Genomic DNA, 24,578 nt, shown 5'->3' with positions numbered 1-24,578 from the left:
TTGTAAAATGCTGTGGCTGGAGGATATTCCGTGTAAATTAAATTACCCCGCAATTATCCACGTCAATAGCATACGCGAATTGACTAGCTTCGACTCTTCGTATGATTAACAAGATATTCTTGTAAACAGATATATAGTATTAGACTTTGCTAGATAGCCAAATCACATTACTCTCATCAGTTTCAGATAAAAAGTCCTTGAATGGTTTTGGTTCAGCTATCCCAAACCCTTGACCAAGATTGATACCCAACTCATTTAATTCCTCAATAATCACATCATTTTCAACGAATTCTGCTATGGTCGTCAACCTCATTGAGTCCGCAACGGTTTTTATCGCTTCTACCATCCCTTTATTCAGGTTATTGGTATTAATACCCTTTATGAACATGCCATCGATTTTGAGGTAGTCAATGGGCAGGTTTTTTAAATAACCAAATGAGGATAACCCTGATCCAAAATCGTCCAACGCAAATCGGCATCCCAGCTCACGTATCTTTCGAAACACTCTGAATGCACTCGAGAGATTTTGAATGGCTGCTGTTTCCGTAACCTCGAAGGTGATCTTTTCAGGGTCAATTGCATATTTTTGCAATAACTCATTTACCAAATATGGAATTTGAGTATGACTCAGTGTTGCTCCTGATATATTGATAAAACAATCTGGGTAATTAGTATTGCATTTCGTAAGCAAGCGCATGACTTCTTCAATAACCCAAAGATCAATGCGGTGTATCAAATCATATCTCTCGGCTGCAGGCAGGAAGGCACCGGGAGGTATCAGATCACCATTATCTGCATGCATCCTGAGCAGGATTTCTATTGCAACGATTAACTTATTATCACTGTTTAGGTCTACAATTGGCTGAGCATAGAGAGCCAGACGACCTTCGTCCAAGGCACCGTTAATGCGAGACACCCACTGCATTTCTCCCAGTCTATGCTTTGTTTTCGCACTGTCTTTTTCATAAACAATGACACGGTTGCGGCCTGAGTCCTTTGCTGAATAGCAGGCAGCATCTGCAGTGCTCATCAACTGCGCAAGATTCTCACTATACAGATTTATCGGTGACACCCCTATACTGACGCTGATCCTGAAACTATGAGTATTCCAAGTAAAGTGATGCTGTTCTATATCCTTGCGCAACGAGTCAATTCTCTCTATGGCCTGAGGCAGCGGACAATCAATCATTATTGCACTGAATTCATCACCCCCAACCCGAGCAAGAACGTCACTCCCTCTAATGTGTTTGCGCATAAGGCGCGCCAGTTGACGCAAAAGTTCATCCCCTGCAACATGGCCACAGGTATCATTCACCACCTTGAATTGATCCAAATCCATAAAACAAAGAATATGCTCATGGCCCCGTTGTCTTGCTGATTCCAAGGCGTTCTCTAAATGGGTTTCAAATGCACTGCGGTTCATCAAACCGGTGAGGCTGTCATGATTTGCTTGACGGTGGAGCTCTGCTTGTAACCGGTACTCACGAGTATTGTCTCGTAATACGATAACCACCCCATCAGCCTCTATATTTTCGCTGTATATTTGCGTCGCTGTAACCTGGACTTGCAGCATTTCACTATCAGGTAACAACAGCGATGCCTGTTTGTTGACCACCTGATTGGGCTCACTCATACGACACTGTGATATCAGATTTTCTATGCTCCACTCCTCACCATCATCAAGGAGACTTAGCAGCTTTGAAAAATGCTGACCTATTGGCATCTCTGCATCAGTCTTTAACATTTTCATTGCCTGGTTATTCAGATAAGTAATCTGCCCATTCATATCGACGGTAAGTACACTATCGCCAATCGATGCTAACGTTGTATGCGCCTGATTGCGCTCCTTTCGTAATTCCTTCTCTGCAGTGCGTTGAGCGGTAATATCCTGGATATAGACATAAACCTCTCTTGCCATATCAATCATTTGATAGTGTGCGAGCATATTCATATTGCCAACTTCTTTTTCTGCAAATATCTGGCGTTCTCCACTAGCAATACGCTGAATGAATGCTTCATGATCATCCGGCAGAATGTAGACTGGATCGGTAACATTGAACCTACTCATCAATCTGGATAGAGCAGGGTTTTTAAATGTTGTTATTCCATCCATGTTAAATGCGATAATCGGATTAGGGTTATGGCGCGGATATGCAGCTAATTGAAGATTACGGGATTCAGTATCTTTTAGCTCTTCAACCATCAGTGAAAGAAGATTTGCCTCATAACGACGTGCAAGAAAAAGATGCATCAACAGTGCAAACAGGCCAGTAAGTAAAAGCACAGCCACTGCTGCCTTAAGCCCCTGATCCAGGGTATGCTCAAACGCACCTTCAAGGCTCATAGCCAACATTAATTTTGCGTCTCCCCGATAGGAGTATGGAATGTTCTTTTCGACAATATATCTGCGTGCAGAGGGTTGAAATGGGCCGTAACCTGCTAGAATAAAGCCGTTCCTTGACACCAACTTTATCTCATCGATCTCACTATGTTTAGTGGCCCATTGGTTGATCAGATTTGATAGTGATGCATAGTTACCTTTCTCAAGTTCAGTCTCTGCAACCAAGGAAACAATCTCCATCTGACCCGCAGTCAATTCCTTGATGAACTGCACATGCTGGTCATATTCACTCCTTAACACAGTAACGGCTACAAGCGATAAAATCAGTAGAAAAATAGAGCTTGCCAGAACAACCCATGTAAAGGTTGGTCGACCTACTTTGGTGCTCATTTGACCACACCCCTGGCTCGCAAGTCTTTAATGATGTTCTGTAGTTGTTGATAATCCCTAGAATCCACTCCAACCAGGGCTGTCGCTGATTCTTTGATCGGAGAGAGTACTTGATTAATTTCTGACTTGTCTGCGGACAGGCTCAGTAGGTTTTGCCGTAGCAAACTTACCCTATCTGGGTGCGTGTTAGCTGGTGCGATAAAAAGATGTTCAGATATTTCTGGGGTGGTAGCAATCGAGACAATCCCTTTACTACGATATTTCTCATATACCGCTTCTTTAACAGCACCTGCATCGGCGTCGCCAGCGAGCACGGCAAGCGCCACATTGTCATGACTATCAAAGTGGTGGTAACTTGCAAAATCTTCGACATCGATACCTGCTTCATACATCGTCTGCCGCGGTACAAGGTGGCTCATTGTGGATGAGTAACTGCCAAAAGCGAAATGGCGTCCCTTGAGATCTTTAAGGGTACGTATGTCGCTACCTTCCCTGGTGAAGATTTTTCCGGTGAAGGTTGGTCTCCCATTGATCTCGAGTCTAGCCAACAGATAGGGAACAACACCCTTGTCGATTAATTGTACGAATAGCGCGGGGCCGATAAACGCAAGATCCACCTGCCCATGAATAATCGCATTGAAGTGAGAATCGTAGGAATTACCAATCCGCACCTCTACTGGTATACCAGTGCGCTGACTCAGAAACTCCGCTAACGGCGTAAACATACTGCGGATTTCCTGATGGGAACGATAAGGATGGATGCCGAGGATCAGTGAATCAGCAGTGTGAGCTGATGTGGGGATAGAGACAAACAATATTGCGACTATTCCTACTAGCCGCTTAAGCCTAAGACTGCTCCATAGTACCTTTTGCATAGGTTCCCAATACCGGGTTCAGGGTTTCTCCTTGCGTTACTCCATAACCCCTATCCAGTTTCTACTGAAGAGTATATAAGCATAGCTTAGTCTCATCTTGTTAATCCACAATTTTTAACCAGTTACTGAAGCTCAGCAAGATTCGATGTGAAGCATGTTTTGCTCTTTTCTGCTCCGTTTTATAATTTTTCGGCAGATTTTCTTATCCAAAATCGCCATGATCTCCATATCGACCTCGTCGGCTCTGCTAATCTCACCGCCCCGCCGAAGGTCCGCCGCAATGAGTTCAAGCTCACGGATGCTGCCTTTCGCCCGTCCACCCTTTCGATTTGTGACTACCCTGCCCATTCTAATCTGATGCTTGTGATCATCGACCGTAGTCTTAAAAGGAGTTTCATTCTCATTCAGCATATCGTTCACCAATTATGGTTATTGTAAAAAACACTTTTCATCGATACTACTGCATCTGCCTAAAGCGACTCTTTAATTTAACTATAACCCTATAATTTTAAACGAAAAGTGACAAACGACGCTGCTAGATTGTGGAATATTGCACAATCTGTTCATCTATCTCGTATCTGACCATTTAGAAATTGGGAGGGGTGCGGGGGTGCGGGGCTGAGGGACTCCATTACTTGGGTGCCGTCTGAGGGGAGGGATTACTCGGCCTGCGGCCTCGCCCTTCGGGCCATCATCGCTATGCGATGATGTTCTGCGGCGTTGCGCGCCTGGTCGAACGAAGGGTTCGAATCAAATCCTCGCTCACCGCCATATAAAAAGGGGCTGAGGGACTCCATTACTTGGGTGCCGTCTGAGGGGAGGGATTGACTCGTCTGCTGCGCAGACTCGCCCCTTCGGGGTGCCTTCGCTGCGCTCGGCCTCCTGCGGCGCTGCGCGCCTGGTCGAACGAAGGGTTCGAATCAAATCCTCGCTCACCGCCATATAAAAAGGGGCTGAGGGACTCCATTACTTGGGTGCCGTCTGAGGGGAGGGATTGACTCGTCTGCTGCGCAGACTCGCCCCTTCGGGGTGCCTTCGCTGCGCTCGGCCTCCTGCGGCGCTGCGCGCCTGGTCGAACGAAGGGTTCGAATCAAATCCTCGCTCACCGCCATATAAAAAGGGGCCCAGTTGGGCCCCTTTTTATATGGCGGAGAGAGAGGGATTCGAACCCTCGATGGAGCTATTAACCCCATACTCCCTTAGCAGGGGAGCGCCTTCAGCCGCTCGGCCATCTCTCCGGGTGTGTTTGTTTTTGGATTCAGTCAAACCCTGTGCGGGTGACCTTTAATCTCATCTCGGGATTGGGGCGATCTCAAGGTTTTAGGACCCTGGTTCCCCACACCCTTCTAAGGTGTCGAGATTGTACAGATTTCTGCTTCTACAAACAAAAAAACTTTACCTTCCGTGGTAAAGTTGTTTTTTTGAGGCTAAATCTTGTCGTTTTACGTTGACTTGACTCCTCTAGGAGGACTCTTCCGACTGCTCTCTTTTTATACGCTCGTAGATCTCTTCCCGGTGCACGGTCACATCCCGTGGTGCATTCACGCCAATGCGTACTTGATTACCTTTAACGCCTAGTACAGTAACCGTAACCTCATCTCCAATCATCAGGGTTTCGCCAACACGGCGAGTCAGTATTAACATGTCCAGTCTCCATGTAGTTCCTTGAGTTTGTGGTGGGCTTCGATTTGGTAACTACTAAATCTCAGCGCCACCTTTGCCAACCAAGCCTCCGTATAATACGGGACTGGTATTACCATTTTAGCAACTGGACTTTGGGTAAAAAAGGGAAAAAACGATTCAAAAGACCTGTTTATAGGGCCTAAATGCCCTGATTTGCCTATTTTAGGATTGTACTTCTTTTTCGAGCTCAAAAGCCTCGTGCAGCGCCCGTACGCCCAGCTCGAGATATTTTTCATCGACCACAACGGATATTTTTATTTCAGATGTGGAGATCATACGGATGTTGATACCCTCGTCAGCAAGCGCCTCAAACATCTTGCTGGCGATGCCCGCATGGGAACGCATACCGACACCAACCAGGGAGATTTTGACGATCTTGTCGTCTGCCAGCACTTCCCGTGCGCCCATCTCATCGGCTGTCTGCTGCAGAATATCCCTGGCACGATTAAAATCGACCCGATTCACGGTGAAAGTAAAATCGGTTCGCCCGGTATCGTGGGAGATGTTCTGAATAATCATGTCGACCTCGATATTCTGACTTGAGATCGGCCCGATAATCTTATATGCCACACCCGGCTGATCAGGAACACCCAGAATGGTCAGTTTCGCTTCATCACGGTTGAATGCAATACCGGAAATCTTTGCCTGTTCCATGCTCTCTTCCTCAAAGGTAATCAGTGTGCCTTCGCCCTCTTCGAAGCTGGACAGGACACGCAGGGGAACATTGTATTTGCCTGCAAATTCGACAGCGCGTATCTGCAGCACCTTGGAACCCAAACTGGCCATCTCCAACATCTCTTCGAAGGTGATTCGATCCAGTCGTCTTGCCTTGGGCTCCACCCGGGGATCGGTGGTATAGACACCATCCACATCGGTGTAGATCTGGCACTCGTCGGCCTTTAGCGCGGCAGCCATGGCCACCGCTGTGGTATCCGATCCACCACGCCCGAGGGTGGTGATGCTGCCATGCTCATCAACACCCTGAAAGCCTGCCACCACGACCACCCGGCCGGCATCAAGATCCGCCCTGACGCGGGCCGCGTCGATGTCACGGATGCGGGCCTTGCTGTAGGCACTGTCTGTGAGGATATGCACCTGGCCCCCGGTATAGGAGCGGGCAGGACATCCGCTCTTTTGCAGGGCCATGGAGAGCAGAGCAATAGTGACCTGTTCACCGGTGGAGACCAATACATCCATCTCCCTTGGCTCAGGTGCCTCATCGATATCTCCTGCCAGTGCGATCAGGCGATTGGTTTCACCCGACATGGCTGAGACCACAACCACTACCTGGTCACCTCTATCCCTATAGCCCTTCACCTTTTCCGCAACGGCCATGATTCGCTCAGTCGAGCCGACTGAGGTGCCGCCATATTTTTGCACGATCAGTGCCATGTCAGTTCAAACCCCAAATAAGCTGTTGGTTGTCTAAAAAAGCTGCACATTAAACACCAAAGCGTCCCGCAACGGAACCGCATTGTTGCCCTATTACATATCGCTGGACTCAACCCATATCCATTTGATCCCTGACCCAGGGTTCCACGATCGCCAGGGCGTGTGGCAAATCATCGGGATTACTACCTCCAGCCTGGGCCATATCCGGCCGTCCGCCACCCTTGCCGCCAACCTTCTCTGCCGCCAGTTTAACCAGGTCACCCGCCTTCATCTGTGCGGTCAGATCCTTGGTTACTCCAGCCACCAGGGATACCTTGCCGCCTGTCACCGCTGCCAGCAGGATCACAGCTGAACCTAGCTTGTTCTTCAGTTGATCCATGGTCTCCCGCAACGATTTGGCGTCAGCACCGTCGAGTGCAGCCGCGAGCACCTTCACCTCGCCCACACTGATGGCACCTGTCGCCAGGTCACTGCCGGCGGCACTGGCGAGTTTCCCTTTCAACTGCTCCAGCTCCTTCTCCAGCTTTCGGTTGCGTTCCAGGATCTGCTCCAGCTTGTCCTCGATTTCATCCCGCCCTGCTTTGATTATTTCGGCAACTCGCTGTACCCGCTCTTCGTCTGCTTCCATCCACTCCACGGCGCATTGGCCGGTAACTGCCTCGATTCGACGCACACCGGCAGCAATACCGCTCTCAGCAGTAATTTTGAACAGGCCGATATCTCCCACCGCATTGACATGGGTGCCACCGCAGAGTTCAGTGGAAAAATCACCCATGCTCAACACCCGCACCTTCTCCGCATACTTCTCACCGAAAAGTGCCATCGCACCGGATGCCTTGGCCTCGTCCAGGGACATTAGCTTGGTATCGACCAGATGATTATGACGAATCTGCTGATTGACCAGCTGTTCAATGGTCTGCAACTGTTCCCTGGCGATAGGCTCGAAATGGGAAAAATCGAAGCGCAGACGCTCTGCGTCCACCAGTGAACCCTTCTGGGTCACATGTTCACCCAGTTCCTGACGCAAGGCCGCATGTAGCAGATGGGTTGCAGAGTGATTGAGCGCAGTAGCCAGACGGGTATAGGCATTGACCTGCCCGGTCACCTTGTCACCTACTGCGAGAACGCCCTCCTCGAGCTTGCCGATGTGGGCAAACTGCTCACCTCCCTGTTTTTGCGTATCCTCCACTTCGAACAGCAGGCCATCCCCCTCCAGCACACCTTGATCCCCAACCTGACCACCGGATTCCGCATAGAAGGGGGTATGATCCAGAAAAACCATGCCGGATTCTCCCTGCTGCAGGGCATTCACGGTCTCGCCATCGTGGAGAATGGCGACTACAGTACCTCGATCCTCAAGGTGGTCATAACCGGAAAAATGCGTCTTCTCCTCCAAATCCAGATCGACACTCGCCACTGCGCCAAATTGACTCGCTGCCTGGGCGCGCTCACGCTGTGCCGCCATTGCCGTCTCAAAGCCTGGCTGATCGATGGTCAGATCGCGTTCACGGGCGATATCCGCAGTCAGGTCTCTGGGAAAGCCATAGGTATCATATAGCTTGAACACAACTTCACCAGGAATGACCTCTCCATCGAGCGCCGAGATCGTCTCTTCGAGGATCTTCATCCCCTGCTCCAGGGTCTGGGCGAATCGCTCCTCTTCCAGACGCAGTACTTTTTCAACCTGGGAACGTTGTGACAGCAATTCCGGATAGGCTTCACCCATCTCGTCACATAAACTTCCCACCAACTTGAAGAAGAATGGCTCCTTCACTCCAAGCATATAACCATGCCGAATGGCACGGCGTATGATCCGCCGTAACACATAACCGCGACCCTCGTTGGATGGCAATATTCCATCGGTGATGAGGAAGGCACAGGAACGTATGTGGTCAGCTATGACCCGCAGAGATTTCTCTTCAAGATTGTCGCAGCCAGTCAGCTTGGCGGCATCCTGTATGAGATGAACAAACAGGTCAATTTCATAGTTGCTGTGCACGCTCTGCAGAACAGCAGCCAGACGCTCCAGCCCCATACCCGTATCCACTGAGGGTTTGGGCAGTGGTGTCACTACACCATCGGCATCACGATTGTATTGCATGAATACCAGGTTCCAGATCTCGATGTAGCGATCACCCTCCTCTTCAGGCGTGCCGGGTGGCCCACCCCAGATACCCTCCCCGTGATCGAAAAAGATCTCCGAACAGGGGCCACAGGGCCCGGTGTCCCCCATTGACCAGAAGTTGTCGCTCTCATAGCGCCTGCCCCCTGGCTTGTCTCCGATCCGGGTGAAACGGGTGCTGTCTATGCCGATCTCGTCGAGCCAGATGTTTGCCGCCTCGTCATCCTCTTCATAGACGGTCACCCATAGTTTTTCAGCCGGCAGACCGATGGTTTCAGTGAGAAACTCCCAGGCATACCTGATGGCATCCCGTTTGAAGTAGTCGCCGAAACTGAAATTACCAAGCATTTCGAAGAAGGTATGGTGACGCGCGGTATAACCGACATTCTCAAGATCATTGTGCTTTCCCCCTGCCCGCACACAACGTTGAGAACTGGCTGCCCGTTGGTAGTCACGCTTTTCCCGGCCGAGAAACAGATCCTTGAACTGCACCATGCCCGCATTGGTAAACAGCAGGGTTGGATCGTTCTGTGGTACCAGTGGGCTGCTGGCGACCACCTCATGTCCGCGTTCGGCGAAATAGTCCAGAAAAGCTTGTCGTATGTCGGCGCTGGTTTTCATCATGTAAGGAAAAAATTAACCGCAAAATAAACCATAAAAGATAACAGGAACGGAGAAAAAAAGCCCGTATAGGTTACATCAAAAGCGTATCTTCCGGGTATTACCCCTCGACCAGGTTGAACGCCAGATGGAAAAATCACTAATGCAGAGGCAGAGCATCAACAGCTGTTGGAAATGAGGGGTAGTTAATAGACGTCCGGGATGCCCCAAGACAGGGATCAATCGAATAGAAATCGACGGATCAGCTCACCCGGGAAACCCCGATTTTCAAGAAAACGCGCCTTTTTTGCCAACAGCCTTCGATCCGTGCCGGGCTCGCTGCCAAATTTTGCATCATGTACCCGTTGCAGCAGGGAGGGCCACAACTCTGCGTATCCCTCAAGATGGGTCTCAATCAGTGCCTCATCGATGCCACGCTCGTGCAACTCGGCGCGAATGCGTATCGGCCCGTTGCCTCTCTCCATCCTGCTGCTGATATAGTTTTCGGTATAGCGATCGTCACTCTGCAGATCGGACTCCCGCAACCGCAGTAAGACGGTTTCGATGTCATGCTCTTCGAAGCCGCGGGAGTGCAGTTTACGCTGCAACTCCCGCCTCGAGTGTTCTCGTTGCGTCAGCAAGCGGATTGCCGCCGCCTCGATCTCTGTGGTGTCGGCCCCGTTCAGGCTTCAGCCTCGGCGATCTCTTCTTCACTATCCTGTGATGGCAGCAACTCCTCGCGGATGCGCGATTCGATGGTCTCGGAGATGTCGGGATTCTCCTTGAGAAAGTTACGCACATTTTCCTTGCCCTGGCCGATGCGGTCACCATTGTAGCTGTACCAGGCACCCGATTTATCGATGATGCCACGCTGCACACCCAGTTCGATGATCTCGCCTTCGTGGGAGATACCCTCACCATAGAGAATCTCAAACTGCACCTGCTTGAAGGGCGGTGCAACCTTGTTCTTCACCACCTTGACCCGGGTATCGTTACCCACCACCTCATCTCCCTTCTTGATCGCACCGATGCGGCGGATATCGAGACGCACCGAGGAGTAGAATTTCAATGCGTTACCGCCGGTGGTGGTTTCGGGATTGCCGAACATCACACCGATCTTCATGCGGATCTGATTGATGAAGATCACCAGGCAGTTGGTGCGTTTGATATTGGCAGTCAGTTTTCTTAACGCCTGGGACATCAGTCGCGCCTGCAGGCCCACATGGGAATCCCCCATATCGCCTTCGATCTCCGCCTTGGGGGTCAGGGCCGCCACGGAATCGATGACCACCACATCCACGGCACCGGAACGTACCAACATATCGGTGATCTCCAGGGCCTGCTCACCGGTATCGGGTTGTGAAACGAGCAACTCATCCACATTCACGCCCAGCTTCTCTGCGTACTGGGGATCGAGTGCGTGCTCGGCATCGATGAAGGCGGCAGTGCCCCCCATCTTCTGTGCCTCGGCCACCACCTGCAGGGTAAGCGTGGTCTTACCCGATGATTCAGGTCCGTAGATCTCCACCACTCGACCCTTGGGCAGCCCGCCGATACCCAGCGCAATATCCAGGCACAGGGAGCCGGTAGAGATCGCTTCGATGTTGCGAACCGCACTGGTGTCGCCCATCCGCATCACAGATCCCTTGCCGAACTGTTTCTCTATCTGCCCCAGAGCAGCACTCAGCGCCTTTGCACGGTTTTCATCCATTCGGTCAATCCTCATCTTTAAATGTAAGCTACGCACCCGACATCCTAGTCTGGTGCACTGTCATGATGGATTGAAATTATCACACAGCCAAAGGCTCACGTCATGAGTCGATGCACAGGGTTTTTCACCCACCGGAGGTTCAAGAGAAATATTAAGAAAATGGATATTTTCAATATTATCTGTCTGTTACATCAATCACTTAATGACAGGTTTAGATTGGGCTGAACTTTTATGCTCATCGATCAGCCCTCCATGCTCTCGACAGTTGCAGGATGGCTGTCGTACAACGGCTTTCGACTACCCAGCCAGAGGGTGAGACCGAAGGTGATACTCAGCACAATCAAGGAGCCGATCACGATTCCTTCCCACCCAGCCCAGCGCCAAAACGGCTCCAGATAGAATCCCCCCACAGTGGCTCCAGCATAATAGAACATCAAATAGAGCGAGGTCGCACTGGCCCGTGCAGATTGTGCATGACCAGTGACCCAGCCGGCGGCCAGGGAGTGGCAAAAGAAAAAGCCGAAGGCATTGATACAAAACCCGGCGATGATCAAAACCAGATTGGGTGTCAGGGTTAGAAGTGTACCGAGCATAAATATCACTATACCTGTACCCATCGCGCCGGTTTTAGATCGGTTGACTACCAGACGACCGGAAAACGAAGCACCCAATGTACCGGTGAGATAGGTGAGGAAAAACAGCCCCAGCCAGTCAGAGGAGAGGCCATAGGGCTCATCCGCCAGAACAAAGGTGATATAGCTGTACTGGTTGACGAAGATAAAGAAGTTCAGCCCCCCGATGAAACAGGCAGCAAGAATCATCGGATTGCGCAGATGCAGGATCAGGTCGCTCAGCATCCGGTGAAAGCGTAACGGCCTCGGCTCGAATCGTCGCGATAGCGGCAACATGCGATATACCAGAAACAGGCAGACCAGATCGAAGGCAGCCAGGATGAGAAAGCTGCTCCGCCATCCCCACTCGGCAGCAACCAGGCCACTGATCAATCGTCCGGTAACGCCACCCAGGGAATTCGCGCCGATATAGAGTCCAACCGCCAGCAACAGGGCCTGTGAATCGAACTCCTCACCCATATAGGCAAGCGCTGCCGCCGGTAATCCGGCGATCAGGATCCCCTGTATGCAGCGCAGTATCAACAGATCGGTGTAATCGGTGGCGAAAGCGGTGACAAAGGTAATCAGGCAAAGCAGCAGCAGCGTGGTGAGGATCACAACCCGGCGACCGATGGCATCGGAGAGGGGTCCGAAGAAGAGCAGGCACACCCCCAGGGAAAGCGTCGCGACAGAGAGGCTCAGGGCCGCTTCCAGGGAGTCTATATCAAATGCATCGCGCAGTGCCGGCAGCAGCGGCTGAGTGATATAGAGATTGCTGAACACCATCACCGAACCGATACAGAGTGCCAGGGTGGCATGCCAGAATTTCGGTGTATTCGATTGAATCATGCGAACTTAAGCCGGAAGAGAAGAGTATATTGAGCCTAACCCCGATCGAGCTATAATGAAAATATATTATTTATATTGTTTTCATTCGATTTTCATATGGACATCAAACAACTCAGATATTTCCAGGCCATATGCCAGCATGGCGGATTTACTGCCGCAGCCCGCAGACTGCATATCGCTCAGCCAGCCGTCAGCATCGCCATGCGCAAACTTGAGGCAGAACTGAATCTCACCCTGCTCCAGCGTGGCGAACGCCAGATCACACCAACGGTTGAGGGTGAGGTGCTGTTGGGCCACGCCAGACGCATCATTGAAATGTCGGAGGCCGCGGAGCTGGAGATGCGTGAACTTCGTGGACTGACCAAGGGAGAGATGCGCATCGGCATACCCAGCATGTTGGGCTCGTATTACTTCCCCCCCATTCTTATGGGGTTCAAACACCGCTATCCAGCCCTAAGCCTGTCAGTCTATGAACAGGGCACCCGCCGTCTCCAGGATATGATAAGGGTTGGCGAGCTCGACCTTGGGGTGGTGGTGGCCGATCCACCCCCGGAGGATCTGGAGACCCGACTCTTGACCCGTGAAGAGATGGTGGCCTGCGTACCCAAAGAGCACCCGCTTGCGGCAAGCGACAGTATCAGTATGGAGGAGTTCTTCAGCCACGAACTGGTGGTGTTTAAAACCGGCTATTTCCTGCGCGAGTTTATCGATCGCTACAGCCAAAACCACAGGCTGTCACCGAAGATCGCTTTTGAGACCAACCTGATCCCTCTCACCAAGGCGATCGTGCGTCAGGGCTTTGGCATTACCACCTTTCTGCGCATGGTGATTGAGCAGGATGCGCAGCATGATCTGGTAGCCGTACCGTTTGACGAGCCGGTATTTCTCGATCTCTCATTGGCATGGAAAAAAGGCGGATATCTGTCGCGGGCAAACCAGGCCTTTGTCGAATATGTTTTGAACGAAACGAACTCGTCCGCTCAAAACAAAAAAAACGCATAACTTAAAACTCAAACAAGTCGCGTAAGGGATTACTGAGTATAATAGTCAGTCCGATACACTCTAAATAAACCACCAGATCCATGTTTACAGGTATTGTTCAAGGCACAGCGGAGGTTGTGGAGATCCAGCAGAGGGAGGCCTTCCGCACCCATCGAATCCGCCTGCCTGAGACAGCGTTGGATGGCCTGGTATCAGGTGCATCGGTGGCACACAACGGCTGTTGTCTGACAGTGACCCGCATCGATGGTGATCTGATCGATTTCGATTTGATGCAGGAGACGTTGCGAGTCACCAATCTGGGAGAACTCGAGGTTGGGGACCACGTGAACTTCGAACGCGCCGCTCGCTTTGGTGACGAAATCGGCGGCCATGCCATGTCCGGACATATCCTCTGCACCGCGCAGGTGGCGGACATCCAGAGCAGTGAAAACAATTACCAGATCAGGTTCAAGTTACCTGCTGAATGGCGCCGCTACATCTTTACCAAAGGTTACATCGGTATCGATGGCATCAGCCTGACAATCGGCCAGGTGGAGGACGATCAGTTTGACGTCAACCTTATACCCGAAACCCTGCAGCGCACCAACATCGGCACACGCAAGATCGGAGACCGCGTAAATATTGAAATCGACCCGCAGACCCAGGCTATTGTCGATACAGTGACAAATCTACTCCCGGGCCTGGTGCAACGACTGGCCTGAAATCCTACGCAGGTCGCTGATAGTCGCAGCAGCCTCTTTAACAGGTAGGTGACCTATGCAGATTGAACATTGGAATGAAGCTATCGACGGTGAAATGAGCGAATCGGCCATGCGCAGAAAGCTTGAGGCCAGGGGTTATGATGTCTCACGCTACATCTATCCACCCGGTACCTTTTTCCCACCCCATGAACATGCCGTCGATAAGATAGATGGTGTGCTGTCGGGCCGATTCAGAATGAGCATGAGCGGTCAATCCTGCATCCTCGAAGCCGGTGACTGTCTGCAGGTTCCCAAGGGTGTCACCCACTCCGCCGAAGTCATTGGCGATCAGTCAGTGATCAGTCTTGACGCGGTAAAAATGGGGAACTGAGTGCTGTCCACTCGACAACTCTGATGACACAACTTCTGCAATCCGGGAAATTGTGGGAGCAGGTTCGCTCACGCACAGAGTCAGCCATCGCCGCAGGCGCACTCCACACCATTGCAACCGATCACCACACCCTGAAACAGGGCGGACTCGAGTTCATGGTGCGCGTAGCGCTGAATCTGAAACGTAAAGCCCTGGATAAACAGGAGCAATCCACAAAACCCTCCAGTGTCCCTTTCAATCCCTTCCTGCCACCGGATCCGGATTTGACCGTTACGCATATCTCTTCCACCCATCTCTCGGTACTGAACAAATTCAATGTGGTGGAGAACCACCTACTCATTGTGACCCGGGAGTTTCAGCATCAGGAGCGTCTATTGACCCTGGATGATTTCGAAGCTCTGTGGCTCTGTCTGGGGGAGTACCCCTCACTGGGTTTCTATAACGGGGGCGCTGAAGCAGGCGCCAGTCAACAACATAAACATCTGCAACTGGTCCCTTTACCCCTCTATCCAGGAGAGTCCGCAACTCCCTTTGATTCTCTATATGCAACCGCACCACGGGAGGATGGGATACAGAGCCTGGCGCAACTCCCATTCCTGCACTGCTGGTGTCGATTGCCAAGCGGACTCGCCGGCAATTCATCAACAGCGGCCGAACAGATCCTGTCACGTTATCTGGAGATGTTGAATATGGTGGGGATACAAGCCGTGAATGGCACGGATGGTGATTATCAATCGGCCCCTTACAACCTGTTGCTTACCAGAGATTGGATGTTCCTGGTGCCTCGCTCGCAAGAGTACTGCGAAAACATTTCGATCAATGCGCTGGGATTTGTGGGATCACTGTTCGTGAAGGATATGTCCGAGCTGGAAACGGTAAACCGGTTGGGGCCATTGAACTTGCTGAAGGCGGTTGCATAACCATCGGACCTGCCCGACAGCTGCATGGCTGCATGCGCCGCCTCCGTATCGTAACTGAGACGACGCCATTCACAACGCACACCCTTCGCTTGAGGCAGTAACAAAAGATACCAACCATCCCGGGTACCATCATTGGCGGGCATACCGATTACACCGCTGTTGAGCCAGTAGCGACCGTGCAACACCTCCCCGAATGGAATCCCCGCATGTCCACCTATGACAACATCCGCATCGCACAGGGCCAGCTCCTGCTGTTTCTCAACAGCCGGCGTAGAGGCATAGACAAAGCGGTTGATCGCGCTCAAACCACCATGCACTAGGTAAAACGATCTTCCAGCCATGGTGAAATATATATAGGTAGACAAGGCTCCCATTGAAATCATCGGAAACCAGGATGTCTGGTTCGAATGTGAAATTAGCTACTAATGAACAAAATAGATACTGACTTCAATTTCTACGCCCATGCAATCAGTATGGATTCATGACAAGCTAGTTTCCTTTTCAGTCCTTGATACTTCGATGATTTTTCGCTTACCGGCCAGGCTCATTCGCTTTATCTCATACTCTCGGCGCAATGCATCGCCGTGACTCTCCATCCCCTCGGCGAAGACAAGTTCAACCGGTACTCGACCCCGGGTGTATTTAGCGCCACTGCCACTGTTGTGTTGTGTCACCCGTTTATCAATATCCTTGGTTATGCCTGTGTATAAGGTCCGGTCTGCACATTGCACAATGTAGACATACCAGGATTGATGATCAGCCCGCTTTGTCATTGATTGAAATTTGACCATTTACCAGTTGTTAGGGCACCTAGCATATTAAAAAAGCCTACATTTCCTTAGGTGATACCGGGGTAAACCATAACCTTTTTTACCATTTTCTGGACTTTACACAGCATAGTTATAAGAATAACAATGCTCTAAGCCAAAAAAACGTCCTAAAGAGACTCAGGCCCTTAAGCGACTTGTTGTAGCATTATAACACCAGATATATGGCATTACTGCCTAAATAACAACAGGTTAGAACCACATTCACCCCCAGTTGGAGGATACAATGATTGGTAATACCAAAAAGTGGATAGGAATGGCCGGCGCACTCAGCGTCCTAGCTGGTCAGTTTCTGGTCTCCCCCGCAATCTTCGCTGCAGAAGGCAATGCTGTAGCGGAAGGAAAGAAGATTGCCTTCGATAGAAAAAAAGGGAATTGTCTTGCCTGCCACAACATACTCAACGCGCCATCCCCGGGAAACATAGCCCCGGCCCTGGTGGCGATGAAATCCCGTTTCCCCACAAAGGAGGATCTGCGTATGCAGATCTGGGATGCAACCATCAAAAATCCCGAATCGGCAATGCCACCATTCGGTAAACACGGCATCCTCTCCGAAGCTGATTTTGAAAAAGTCGTCGAATATGTCTGGACACTCTGAGCGTTAAGACTACAGCGAGTCCAACAGCAACTCCTTTGAGGATTGAAAGAACATGAAACAACTATTTCGTCAATTAACCTTGATGGTAATTACCTGCGGCTTTATCACCGCTGCACAGGCAACAACCCCTGAAGAAGATCTTAAGGCCTTCCAAAACTTCTTTAAAAAACGTTTTCCCAATGTGGAGACCTCTGACTATATCAATGGCGCCTACTCCATTGATCCAATAGGCCGTGAAAACTGGGAGGCCATCGAAGAGTTCCCACCCTACGAGCCGTTCATCGATGAAGGCCAGGCGATGTGGGAAAAACCTTTCGCCAATGGCAAAACCTTCAAGGACTGCTTTCCGGACGGTCCCGCGCTTGCCGGCAAGTATCCGCATTGGGATAAGGATAAAGGTATGGTCATGACCCTGCCACTGGCCCTCAACAACTGCCTAAAGGCCAATGGCGAGAAGCCTTTGAAATATAAGAAGGGGCCGATTAACAACATCCTCTCCTATCTCTCCTATGAATCACGCGGCCAGGTCACTAATGTGGTGGTTCCCACTGATGATCCACGCGCGCTCGAGGCCTATGAGGAGGGTAAGAAGTTCTACTATACACGTCGTGGCCAGCTCAATTTCTCCTGTGCCCATTGCCACCTGCAGAACGCAGGCATGATTCTGCGCACGGAGATCCTCAGTCCGGCAATCGGTCACACCACTCACTTCCCTGTATATCGCTCCAAATGGGGTACCGTGGGAACACTGCATCGCCGATTCACTGGCTGTAACAAGCAGGTTCGCGCAAAACCATTCAAGGCTCATGGCGACGAGTATCGTAATCTCGAATACTTCCTCACCTACATGAGTAACGGCTTGCCATTGAACGGTCCTGGCGCGAGAAAATAATAGCCTCTGCCAGTTCATGACTAAAAGATATACGCGATCGGAGTGAAAACGATGCATAGAAAATTAATACTCATTACAAGCTTGCTGGTCTGGATCATTGGTTCTGGCCTTGCAACTACTACCATGGCTGATGAAGTCTCTGCCGAGAAGGTGGAAAAGTTGATCGCCGCGGCGGACGAAGCCAGAAAACATGCCGCCAGTGTTGGTGGCGAATGGCGTGATACCGGTAAAATGATCAAGAAAGCAAAGGGACTGTTGAAGAAGGGTGACTTTGTTGCGGCTGCCAAGCTTGCCAACAAGGCTGCAAAACAGGGTCACTTGGGATATGAACAGGCGATGTCTCAGAAAGATCTGAAAATGCCATCGTATCTACACTATTAATAATGGCTAACGCCTGGAGGAAGACATAATGAAGTTTGTCAAAGCACTCATGCTTACCGCACTTGTCAGTGGCGTAGCACTCTCATCCCAGCTGCTTGCGGCCGATGGTAATCAGATCACCCCTGGACTGCAGTCGGTGGAAGTGACCCATAGTGGAGAAAAGATCATCATCTCACGCTCAGCCGACAAGCAGGCGAAGATCCCGGGCACATTCACCAAGGTTGCCCGTCACTGCCCACCCTTCTGCATACAGCCGGCAACAGTTGCCCCAGGTGTGGAGACAGTGGGTGAGTTGGAGGTCCTCGGCTACCTGAAGCGGGTCGGTGACGGCGATCGCAAGGTTCTGGTCATCGATTCACGTACTCCCGACTGGATCATCCGCGGCACCATCCCTGGTTCAGTGAATATCCCTTGGAACAAGATCAATGTTGATCTCCAGGGTACCTTCGAAGTCGCTGCTGAAGCAGAAGGTGTACATGACATATTGGTCGATCAGCTTGGGGTTCAGGAGATAGACGGCAATCTTGATTTTCGCAATGCCAAGACCCTGGTGATGTTCTGTAACGGTAGCTGGTGCCCGCAGTCATCCAACAACATCAAGACCCTGATTAACCTGGGATACCCGGCCTACAAACTGAAATGGTATCGTGGCGGCATGCAGGATTGGGTCAGCCTGGGACTCACCACAGTCAATCGCTGAAACTGATCTGACACAACTGCTGAGAATAAAAGGGCTGCTGTAAGGCAGCCTTTTTTATTCAAGCCGCGAATGGACGCGCATCACCGCCAATTAACGCAAATGGTTTAAGGGTTTTGTAAATAACGATTTGCGTACATTTGAGGTGATTCGCGTCCATTCGCGGTTAAAAAACAGTAGTAGTCATACATCCCAACAAAAACTTAAGGGCAGAAAAAAAGGGTTACCTGAAACAGGTAACCCTATTTTTTTGGTCCGGGCGGGGTGATTCGAACACCCGACCCCTACAACCCCATTGTAGTGCGCTACCAGACTGCGCTACGCCCGGAAAGAGCGGCAATACTAGGCACTTAAGCGGCTGATGTCAATCTGGAAAAACGCTTTTCACGAAAAGCTGTGAGTGTATCTGACCTGGTTTATGTAGGGTCCGCAAATGAACACTGATAAACGTAAATATTCGGGTTTATGCTTGCTCTGAATGAAATCAGTAACTGGAGATGCGCCACATCAAATCATCCGCTTTTGCGTTCATTTGCGTTTATTTGTGGACTAATATCCTATCTTTTCAGGATCTGCAGGACCTCTTCAAGTTCACTGCGCAACTGTTTGACGATCTGCTGACTCTGCTGCAGATCTTCCTTGGCGGTATCGCCTGAAAGCTGTTGGCGTGCGCCACCGATAGTAAATCCCTGCTCATACAGAAGACTACGGATCTGCCTGATCATGAGCACATCGTGGCGTTGATAGTAGCGTCTGTTGCCCCGTCGCTTGACCGGCTTCAGCTGCGGGAACTCCTGCTCCCAATAGCGCAGCACATGAGGTTTGACCTGACACAGGTCACTCACCTCGCCAATGGTAAAATACCTTTTACCCGGGATTGCGGGCAGATCTAGATTACTGCTGCTCGGATCCAGCATAGGCTTCCACTCGTGCCTTTAATTTTTGACCGGGTCTGAAGGTAACCACACGACGTGCAGAGATAGGAATCTCCTTTCCTGTTTTGGGATTACGTCCAGGCCGTTGTTTTTTCTCACGCAGATCGAAATTTCCGAAACCGGAAAGTTTCACCTGTCCCCCTCGTTCAAGCGATTGGCGGATCTCCTCAAAGAACATCTCCACCATCTCTTTGGCCTCGCGTTTATTCAGCCCAAGCTCATCGAAGAGCCTGGCGGCCATATCTGCTTTTGTTAACGCCATCTCCGTCTACCCTACTCTCTAAGATTTGCACCTAAATCATCACCCAAACGGCTTATCACCGTAGCGACCACTTCATCCACTTCTTTATCGGTAAGGGTGTGTGATTTTTCCTGTAAAATCAATCCCAATGCGAGACTTTTTCGTCCCGAATCTATGTTTTCCCCAGTATAGACATCAAATAACAGGATGTCTGTAATTATTTTGCCGGATACGTCACGAATGAGATTCCTAATTGACTCAAAAGTAACCGTTTTATCGACAACAATGGCGATATCTCGCCGGATTGAAGGATATTTAGAGAGACTCTCAAAGCGAGGCAGTCTCCCCTGAGTTACCTTATCAAGCTTGATTTCGAACAGAAAGGTGGAGCCATTGAGATCAAGCTGTTGCTCGATTTCAGGATGTAACATCCCAATCCGGCCGACCTTTTCGCCTGCAATGGCGATTTCAGCTGATTGGCCGGGATGCAGCGCCGCATGTTCAGCGGGCGAGAAACCGACCCCTTGCCGCTGTCCGGTAAGGGAGAGAATCGCCTCCACATCGGCCTTTACGTCGTAGAAATCGGCACGCTGGCTGCCACTGCCCCACTGTTCCGGGATAGCGTCTCCAGAGACCAGTCCACCTATCACAGGCTCCTGCCTGATCTCCCCGTCCCGGGTGTAGAAACAGAGACCGGATTCGAAGATTCTCACCCGCTGCTGCTGGCGTGACTGGTTATAGCAGGCAGCTTGCAGCAAACCGGGCCAGGTTGAGGTGCGCATCACCGACATATCAGCTGAGATCGGGTTGGCGAGACGGATGCCGTTCTTTTGCGGATCGACCAGGGCTTCAATCTCGGGACTGACGAAGCTGTAGGTGATCACCTCCTGGTAGTCGCGGCCGACCAGCAGCAGTTTGGCCCGATTAAGATCGAAATCGACTTCACGCCGGTCATGCATCACCATCGCGGAGAGTCCACGATTGGTTGGGATGCGTGCATAGCCATAGATACGCCCAATCTCTTCGATCAGGTCCTCTTCGATTGCGATATCGAAACGGCAACTTGGGGCCTTGACCTGCCAGCCCTGATCACTCTTGCTGATCTCCATCTCAAGACGGGTGAGGATATCACTCACCTCGTCCGCTTCAATCTCGACACCCAGTACCTTGTTGACCCGGTCGGCTCTCAACTCGATAACCGGCCGCTGCTCGATTTGCGCCTCGTTTACCACTTCCACCACAGGCCCTGGCCGACCACCGGCGATCTGGATCAGCAGTTCCGTGGCGCGTTGCATCGCCTGTGCCTGGAGCTGCGGGTCGACACCACGTTCAAAGCGGTGGGAGGAATCCGTATGCAGACCATAACTTCGGGCCTTGCCGCTGATGGCAATCGGGGTGAAAAATGCGCTCTCCAACAGGATATGGCGGGTGGTATCACTCACGGCAGAGGTCTCGCCGCCCATGATCCCTGCCAACGCCACGGGCCGATCCGCATCTGCGATCACCAGGGTCTGTTCATCCAACTCCACCTCCTGTCCGCCGATCAGGACCAGTTTTTCCCCCTGCCGCGCCATACGCACGCGAATCTTCTGGTTGATGCGCTCCAGGTCAAAGCCATGCATCGGCTGACCCAGTTCCAGCAGCACATAATTGGTGACATCCACCACCGGCCCCAGGCTGCGGATATCGCTGCGACGCAATCTTTCCTGCATCCACAAGGGTGTCGGGGCATTGATATCCACATCCCGAACCACCCGGCAGAGGTAACGCGGACAGGCCTCATCCGCCTCCAGATCCACAGCCACCTTATCCTCGACAGTTGCCGTAACCGTCTGCATTGCAGGCGCTGTCACCGGACAACGGTTGATCACACCCACCTCCCTGGCGATGCCCGCCAATCCGAGACAATCGCCCCGGTCCGGGGTCAGATCCACATCGATGGCCTTATCCTCAAGCTGCAGATAGCTTCGGAAATCCTCACCGATCGGGGCATCGACGGGTAGCGGCATGATCCCGTCCGAACTCTCGGCCAGTCCCAGCTCACTGGCGGAGCAGATCATACCGAATGACGCCACACCGCGTAATTTGGCTTTCTTGATCTTGAAATCACCCGGTAGCAATGCCCCAACGGTGGCCACAGGGACCCGCATGCCCGCAGCCACATTCCGGGCGCCACAGACGATCTGCAGTGGCTCGCCTTCACCCAGGTTCACGGCGCAAACACTGAGCTTGTCCGCATCGGGATGCTGTTCACGGCTGAGCACCTCACCCACGACCACACCACTGAAATCAGCGGCCACGACGTCGACCGAATCGACCTCAAGGCCCGCCATACTCAACTGATCGGCTAATTCCTGAGTGGTTACCGAGGGATCGACCCATTCACGCAACCAGGCTTCACTGAATTTCATTTATCACCGTTCTTGTTTGGTTAATATCGTTTATAACCCAAAGTTCACAATTAAACGCAAAGTACGCAAGGAAATGCTAACCAGGCCAAGATAGTAATAGTTGGTCCTTTGCGGTCTTTGCGTTATATATCTACTAGGCAAACTGCCTGAGAAAACGTAGATCGTTCTCGAAGAAGAGCCGCAGATCGTTAACGCCATAGCGCAGCATGGTCATCCGCTCGACGCCCATGCCGAAGGCGTAACCGGTATATTTTTCACTGTCGATACCCACATGCCTGAACACCTCCGGGTGGATCATGCCGCAACCCAGCACCTCTAACCATCCGGTTTGGCTGCATACCCGACACCCTTCGCCACCACACATCACACACTCGATATCGACCTCCGCGGAGGGCTCGGTGAAGGGAAAGTAGGAGGGACGAAAACGCAGCTTAAGCTCGCGCTCGAAAAAACTGCTGAAAAAATCGTAGAGCACCCCCTTCAGGTCAGCGAAGGAGACATCCCGGTCGACCAGAAAGCCCTCCACCTGATGGAACATGGGTGTGTGCGTCAGGTCCGAATCACAACGATAGACCCGTCCCGGGGCGATGATCCTGAATGGTGGCTCACCCTGCTCCATGGTACGTATCTGTACCGGAGAGGTATGGGTGCGCAACAACAGGTGGGCATCGAAATAGAAGGTATCATGCATCGCCCGCGCAGGATGATGTTCGGGAATATTCAACGCCTCGAAGTTGTGGTAATCGTCTTCGATCTCCGGTCCCTCCACAGTCTCGAAGCCGGCATGCTCGAATAACCGCTGCATGCGCTCCAGTGTGCGAGTCACCGGATGCAGACCGCCACGTTGCACGCCTCGTCCAGGTAAGGTGACATCGATCCTCTCTGCGGCAAGCCGTTTGCTGAGTGCCTCGCCTTCCAACGCGGTCTTGCGCGCCTCGATGGCCTGCTGCAGGGCCTGTTTGGCCTTGTTGATCGCCTGCCCCGCCTGGGGTCGCTGCTCGGGTGGCAGTGCCCCCAGTTTTTTCAGCTGCGAGGTCAACTGACCGTTTTTACCCAGATAACCAACCCGTACTTCGTCGAGCAGGGGAAGGCTGTCCGCAGCGGCGATTGCGCTTTCAGCCGCTTCGATCAGGCCATCAATATTCAAACTGGAATCATCCATCAACTAACCCCGACAATTAATTTTGAATTTTGAATTATGAATTTCGGTGTTCGCTTCGCTGCACGCTTATTTGGTTTTTGTCTTTCCATGAAAACAAACAGCCTGCGCGGAGCGCAAACATCAATTCATAACTCAAAATTCAAAACTCAAAACTCATAATTCTTTATTTGCAAAGCAAAAAAGGGAAAAGCCCCCAAGGCCTTTCCCTTTTCTGTGGTCACATTTCAGCCGGATTAGATCCGGCCTCACGACATGCAGTTAGCTGGAAAGAGCGGCCTTGGCCTGTTCCGCCAGCACGCTAAATGCCGATTTGTCATTGACAGCCAGATCGGCGAGCATCTTACGATCGACCTCGATATTGGCCAGATGCAGACCATTGATCATGCGGCTGTAGGAGAGTCCGTTTTCACGCGCTCCGGCATTGATACGGGCAATCCAGAGGGCACGAAACTGACGCTTTTTCTGACGCCGATCCCGATACGCATATTGACCTGCCTTGATTACTGCCTGTTTGGCGACACGGTAGACCTTGCTGCGAGCGCCGTAATAGCCTTTCGCTTCTTCAAGCACCTTTTTATGGCGGGCGTGTGCTTGTACACCACGTTTTACTCTTGACATTGTTCAGATCCGATTCGTTAACTCAGGCGTAGGGCAACATACGACGGGCGATGGCCACATCGGATTTTGCGATGGCATTGGGTGCGCGCAACTGGCGTTTCCGCTTGGTGCTCTTCTTGGTCAGGATATGACGTCGATGGGAGCAGTTGCGTTTAAACGAACCGGATGAGGTGCGTTTGAACCGTTTGGCCGCACCCCTGTTTGTCTTAATCTTAGGCATAGTATTTAAACTCCGCTATTTGTGACGTC

Annotated in this window: 24 protein-coding genes and 2 tRNA genes; 8 read left to right on the top strand and 18 right to left on the bottom strand. The window is 51.4% G+C overall.

Features of this window, described 5'->3' with window-relative positions; translation table 11 throughout:
• Nucleotides 1–139: 139 nt before the first annotated feature.
• From R2K28_RS08055 to R2K28_RS08010, 10 genes are all read right to left on the bottom strand, one after another.
• Nucleotides 140–2,731, bottom strand: a complete 2,592-nt coding sequence (locus R2K28_RS08055) for an EAL domain-containing protein (protein ID WP_316369017.1) — start codon at nt 2,729–2,731, stop codon at nt 140–142.
• Nucleotides 2,728–3,546, bottom strand: a complete 819-nt coding sequence (gene phnD / locus R2K28_RS08050) for a phosphate/phosphite/phosphonate ABC transporter substrate-binding protein (RefSeq protein ID WP_316369016.1) — start codon at nt 3,544–3,546, stop codon at nt 2,728–2,730. Before phnD ends, R2K28_RS08055 begins: the two co-directional genes overlap by 4 nt.
• A gap of 192 nt (nt 3,547–3,738) precedes the next feature.
• Entirely contained in the window at nt 3,739–4,017 is a 279-nt protein-coding gene (locus tag R2K28_RS08045; protein ID WP_316369014.1) for a hypothetical protein, read from the bottom strand.
• A 734-nt stretch (nt 4,018–4,751) separates the two neighbouring features.
• Nucleotides 4,752–4,844: transfer RNA gene (locus R2K28_RS08040), tRNA-Ser, on the bottom strand.
• Nucleotides 4,845–5,067: 223 nt separating this feature from the next.
• Nucleotides 5,068–5,250, bottom strand: coding sequence for a carbon storage regulator CsrA (gene csrA / locus R2K28_RS08035; protein ID WP_069126133.1), 183 nt, complete (start codon nt 5,248–5,250; stop codon nt 5,068–5,070).
• A gap of 201 nt (nt 5,251–5,451) precedes the next feature.
• On the bottom strand, nt 5,452–6,681 hold the full coding sequence (locus R2K28_RS08030; protein WP_116447036.1) for an aspartate kinase: 1,230 nt from the start codon (nt 6,679–6,681) through the stop codon (nt 5,452–5,454).
• Nucleotides 6,682–6,790: 109 nt separating this feature from the next.
• Nucleotides 6,791–9,424, bottom strand: coding sequence for an alanine--tRNA ligase (gene alaS / locus R2K28_RS08025; protein ID WP_316369704.1), 2,634 nt, complete (start codon nt 9,422–9,424; stop codon nt 6,791–6,793).
• 218 nt (nt 9,425–9,642) lie between these two features.
• Complete coding sequence (locus tag R2K28_RS08020; RefSeq protein ID WP_316369012.1) at nt 9,643–10,011, bottom strand: regulatory protein RecX; 369 nt, start codon at nt 10,009–10,011, stop codon at nt 9,643–9,645.
• A gap of 74 nt (nt 10,012–10,085) precedes the next feature.
• Entirely contained in the window at nt 10,086–11,114 is a 1,029-nt protein-coding gene (gene recA / locus R2K28_RS08015; RefSeq protein WP_116447034.1) for a recombinase RecA, read from the bottom strand.
• Nucleotides 11,115–11,356: 242 nt separating this feature from the next.
• On the bottom strand, nt 11,357–12,574 hold the full coding sequence (locus tag R2K28_RS08010; protein WP_316369011.1) for an MFS transporter: 1,218 nt from the start codon (nt 12,572–12,574) through the stop codon (nt 11,357–11,359).
• 96 nt (nt 12,575–12,670) lie between these two features.
• Between R2K28_RS08010 and R2K28_RS08005 the strand changes: the two genes are divergently transcribed.
• The 4 genes from R2K28_RS08005 (at nt 12,671) to R2K28_RS07990 (ending at nt 15,567) form a co-directional block, all read left to right on the top strand.
• Entirely contained in the window at nt 12,671–13,576 is a 906-nt protein-coding gene (locus R2K28_RS08005) for a LysR family transcriptional regulator (protein ID WP_316369010.1), read from the top strand.
• A gap of 80 nt (nt 13,577–13,656) precedes the next feature.
• Nucleotides 13,657–14,277, top strand: a complete 621-nt coding sequence (locus R2K28_RS08000; RefSeq protein WP_316369008.1) for a riboflavin synthase subunit alpha — start codon at nt 13,657–13,659, stop codon at nt 14,275–14,277.
• A 55-nt stretch (nt 14,278–14,332) separates the two neighbouring features.
• On the top strand, nt 14,333–14,647 hold the full coding sequence (locus R2K28_RS07995; protein ID WP_316369007.1) for a cupin domain-containing protein: 315 nt from the start codon (nt 14,333–14,335) through the stop codon (nt 14,645–14,647).
• A gap of 23 nt (nt 14,648–14,670) precedes the next feature.
• On the top strand, nt 14,671–15,567 hold the full coding sequence (locus tag R2K28_RS07990) for an ATP adenylyltransferase family protein (RefSeq protein ID WP_316369005.1): 897 nt from the start codon (nt 14,671–14,673) through the stop codon (nt 15,565–15,567).
• Nucleotides 15,568–16,046: 479 nt separating this feature from the next.
• On the opposite strand, the gene R2K28_RS07985 is transcribed toward R2K28_RS07990, so the two are convergent.
• Nucleotides 16,047–16,340: a GIY-YIG nuclease family protein gene (locus R2K28_RS07985; RefSeq protein ID WP_316369003.1), complete on the bottom strand. Its 294-nt coding sequence runs from the start codon at nt 16,338–16,340 to the stop codon at nt 16,047–16,049.
• Nucleotides 16,341–16,620: 280 nt separating this feature from the next.
• Here R2K28_RS07985 and soxX point away from each other — a divergent pair, with 280 nt between their 5' ends.
• From soxX to R2K28_RS07965, 4 genes are all read left to right on the top strand, one after another.
• Complete coding sequence (soxX, locus tag R2K28_RS07980) at nt 16,621–16,992, top strand: sulfur oxidation c-type cytochrome SoxX (RefSeq protein WP_116447004.1); 372 nt, start codon at nt 16,621–16,623, stop codon at nt 16,990–16,992.
• 82 nt (nt 16,993–17,074) lie between these two features.
• Complete coding sequence (gene soxA, locus R2K28_RS07975; protein WP_442871435.1) at nt 17,075–17,884, top strand: sulfur oxidation c-type cytochrome SoxA; 810 nt, start codon at nt 17,075–17,077, stop codon at nt 17,882–17,884.
• 51 nt (nt 17,885–17,935) lie between these two features.
• The gene (locus R2K28_RS07970) at nt 17,936–18,265 is read left to right on the top strand and encodes a hypothetical protein (protein ID WP_316368999.1); all 330 of its coding nucleotides are present in this window, start codon (nt 17,936–17,938) and stop codon (nt 18,263–18,265) included.
• A gap of 28 nt (nt 18,266–18,293) precedes the next feature.
• Nucleotides 18,294–18,965 carry a rhodanese-like domain-containing protein gene (locus tag R2K28_RS07965; protein ID WP_116447002.1) on the top strand — a complete coding sequence of 224 codons (672 nt, stop codon included), beginning with the start codon at nt 18,294–18,296 and terminating at the stop codon, nt 18,963–18,965.
• Between the two features lie 248 nt (nt 18,966–19,213).
• On the opposite strand, the gene R2K28_RS07960 is transcribed toward R2K28_RS07965, so the two are convergent.
• The 7 genes from R2K28_RS07960 to rpmI all read right to left on the bottom strand — a co-directional run bounded on the left by R2K28_RS07960 (nt 19,214) and on the right by rpmI (nt 24,549).
• Nucleotides 19,214–19,290, bottom strand: a tRNA-Pro gene (locus R2K28_RS07960).
• Between the two features lie 229 nt (nt 19,291–19,519).
• Nucleotides 19,520–19,879 (bottom strand): MerR family transcriptional regulator, encoded by a 360-nt coding sequence (locus R2K28_RS07955; protein WP_069126187.1) that lies wholly within the window; start codon nt 19,877–19,879, stop codon nt 19,520–19,522.
• Nucleotides 19,857–20,159 (bottom strand): integration host factor subunit alpha, encoded by a 303-nt coding sequence (ihfA, locus tag R2K28_RS07950; protein ID WP_069126189.1) that lies wholly within the window; start codon nt 20,157–20,159, stop codon nt 19,857–19,859. Before ihfA ends, R2K28_RS07955 begins: the two co-directional genes overlap by 23 nt.
• Nucleotides 20,160–20,170: 11 nt before the next feature.
• Complete coding sequence (pheT, locus tag R2K28_RS07945) at nt 20,171–22,549, bottom strand: phenylalanine--tRNA ligase subunit beta (RefSeq protein ID WP_316368995.1); 2,379 nt, start codon at nt 22,547–22,549, stop codon at nt 20,171–20,173.
• A 133-nt stretch (nt 22,550–22,682) separates the two neighbouring features.
• Complete coding sequence (gene pheS, locus R2K28_RS07940; RefSeq protein ID WP_316368993.1) at nt 22,683–23,711, bottom strand: phenylalanine--tRNA ligase subunit alpha; 1,029 nt, start codon at nt 23,709–23,711, stop codon at nt 22,683–22,685.
• Between the two features lie 258 nt (nt 23,712–23,969).
• Entirely contained in the window at nt 23,970–24,329 is a 360-nt protein-coding gene (gene rplT, locus R2K28_RS07935; protein ID WP_116446999.1) for a 50S ribosomal protein L20, read from the bottom strand.
• Between the two features lie 22 nt (nt 24,330–24,351).
• Complete coding sequence (rpmI, locus tag R2K28_RS07930; protein WP_069126201.1) at nt 24,352–24,549, bottom strand: 50S ribosomal protein L35; 198 nt, start codon at nt 24,547–24,549, stop codon at nt 24,352–24,354.
• Nucleotides 24,550–24,578 lie beyond the last annotated feature (29 nt).

This window comes from Candidatus Thiodiazotropha sp. CDECU1 (genome assembly GCF_963455295.1).
Classification (GTDB): Bacteria; Pseudomonadota; Gammaproteobacteria; order Chromatiales; family Chromatiaceae; genus Thiodiazotropha.
Note: the sequence above shows the minus strand (reverse complement) of the source record. Positions and strands in the feature narration are given on the sequence as shown.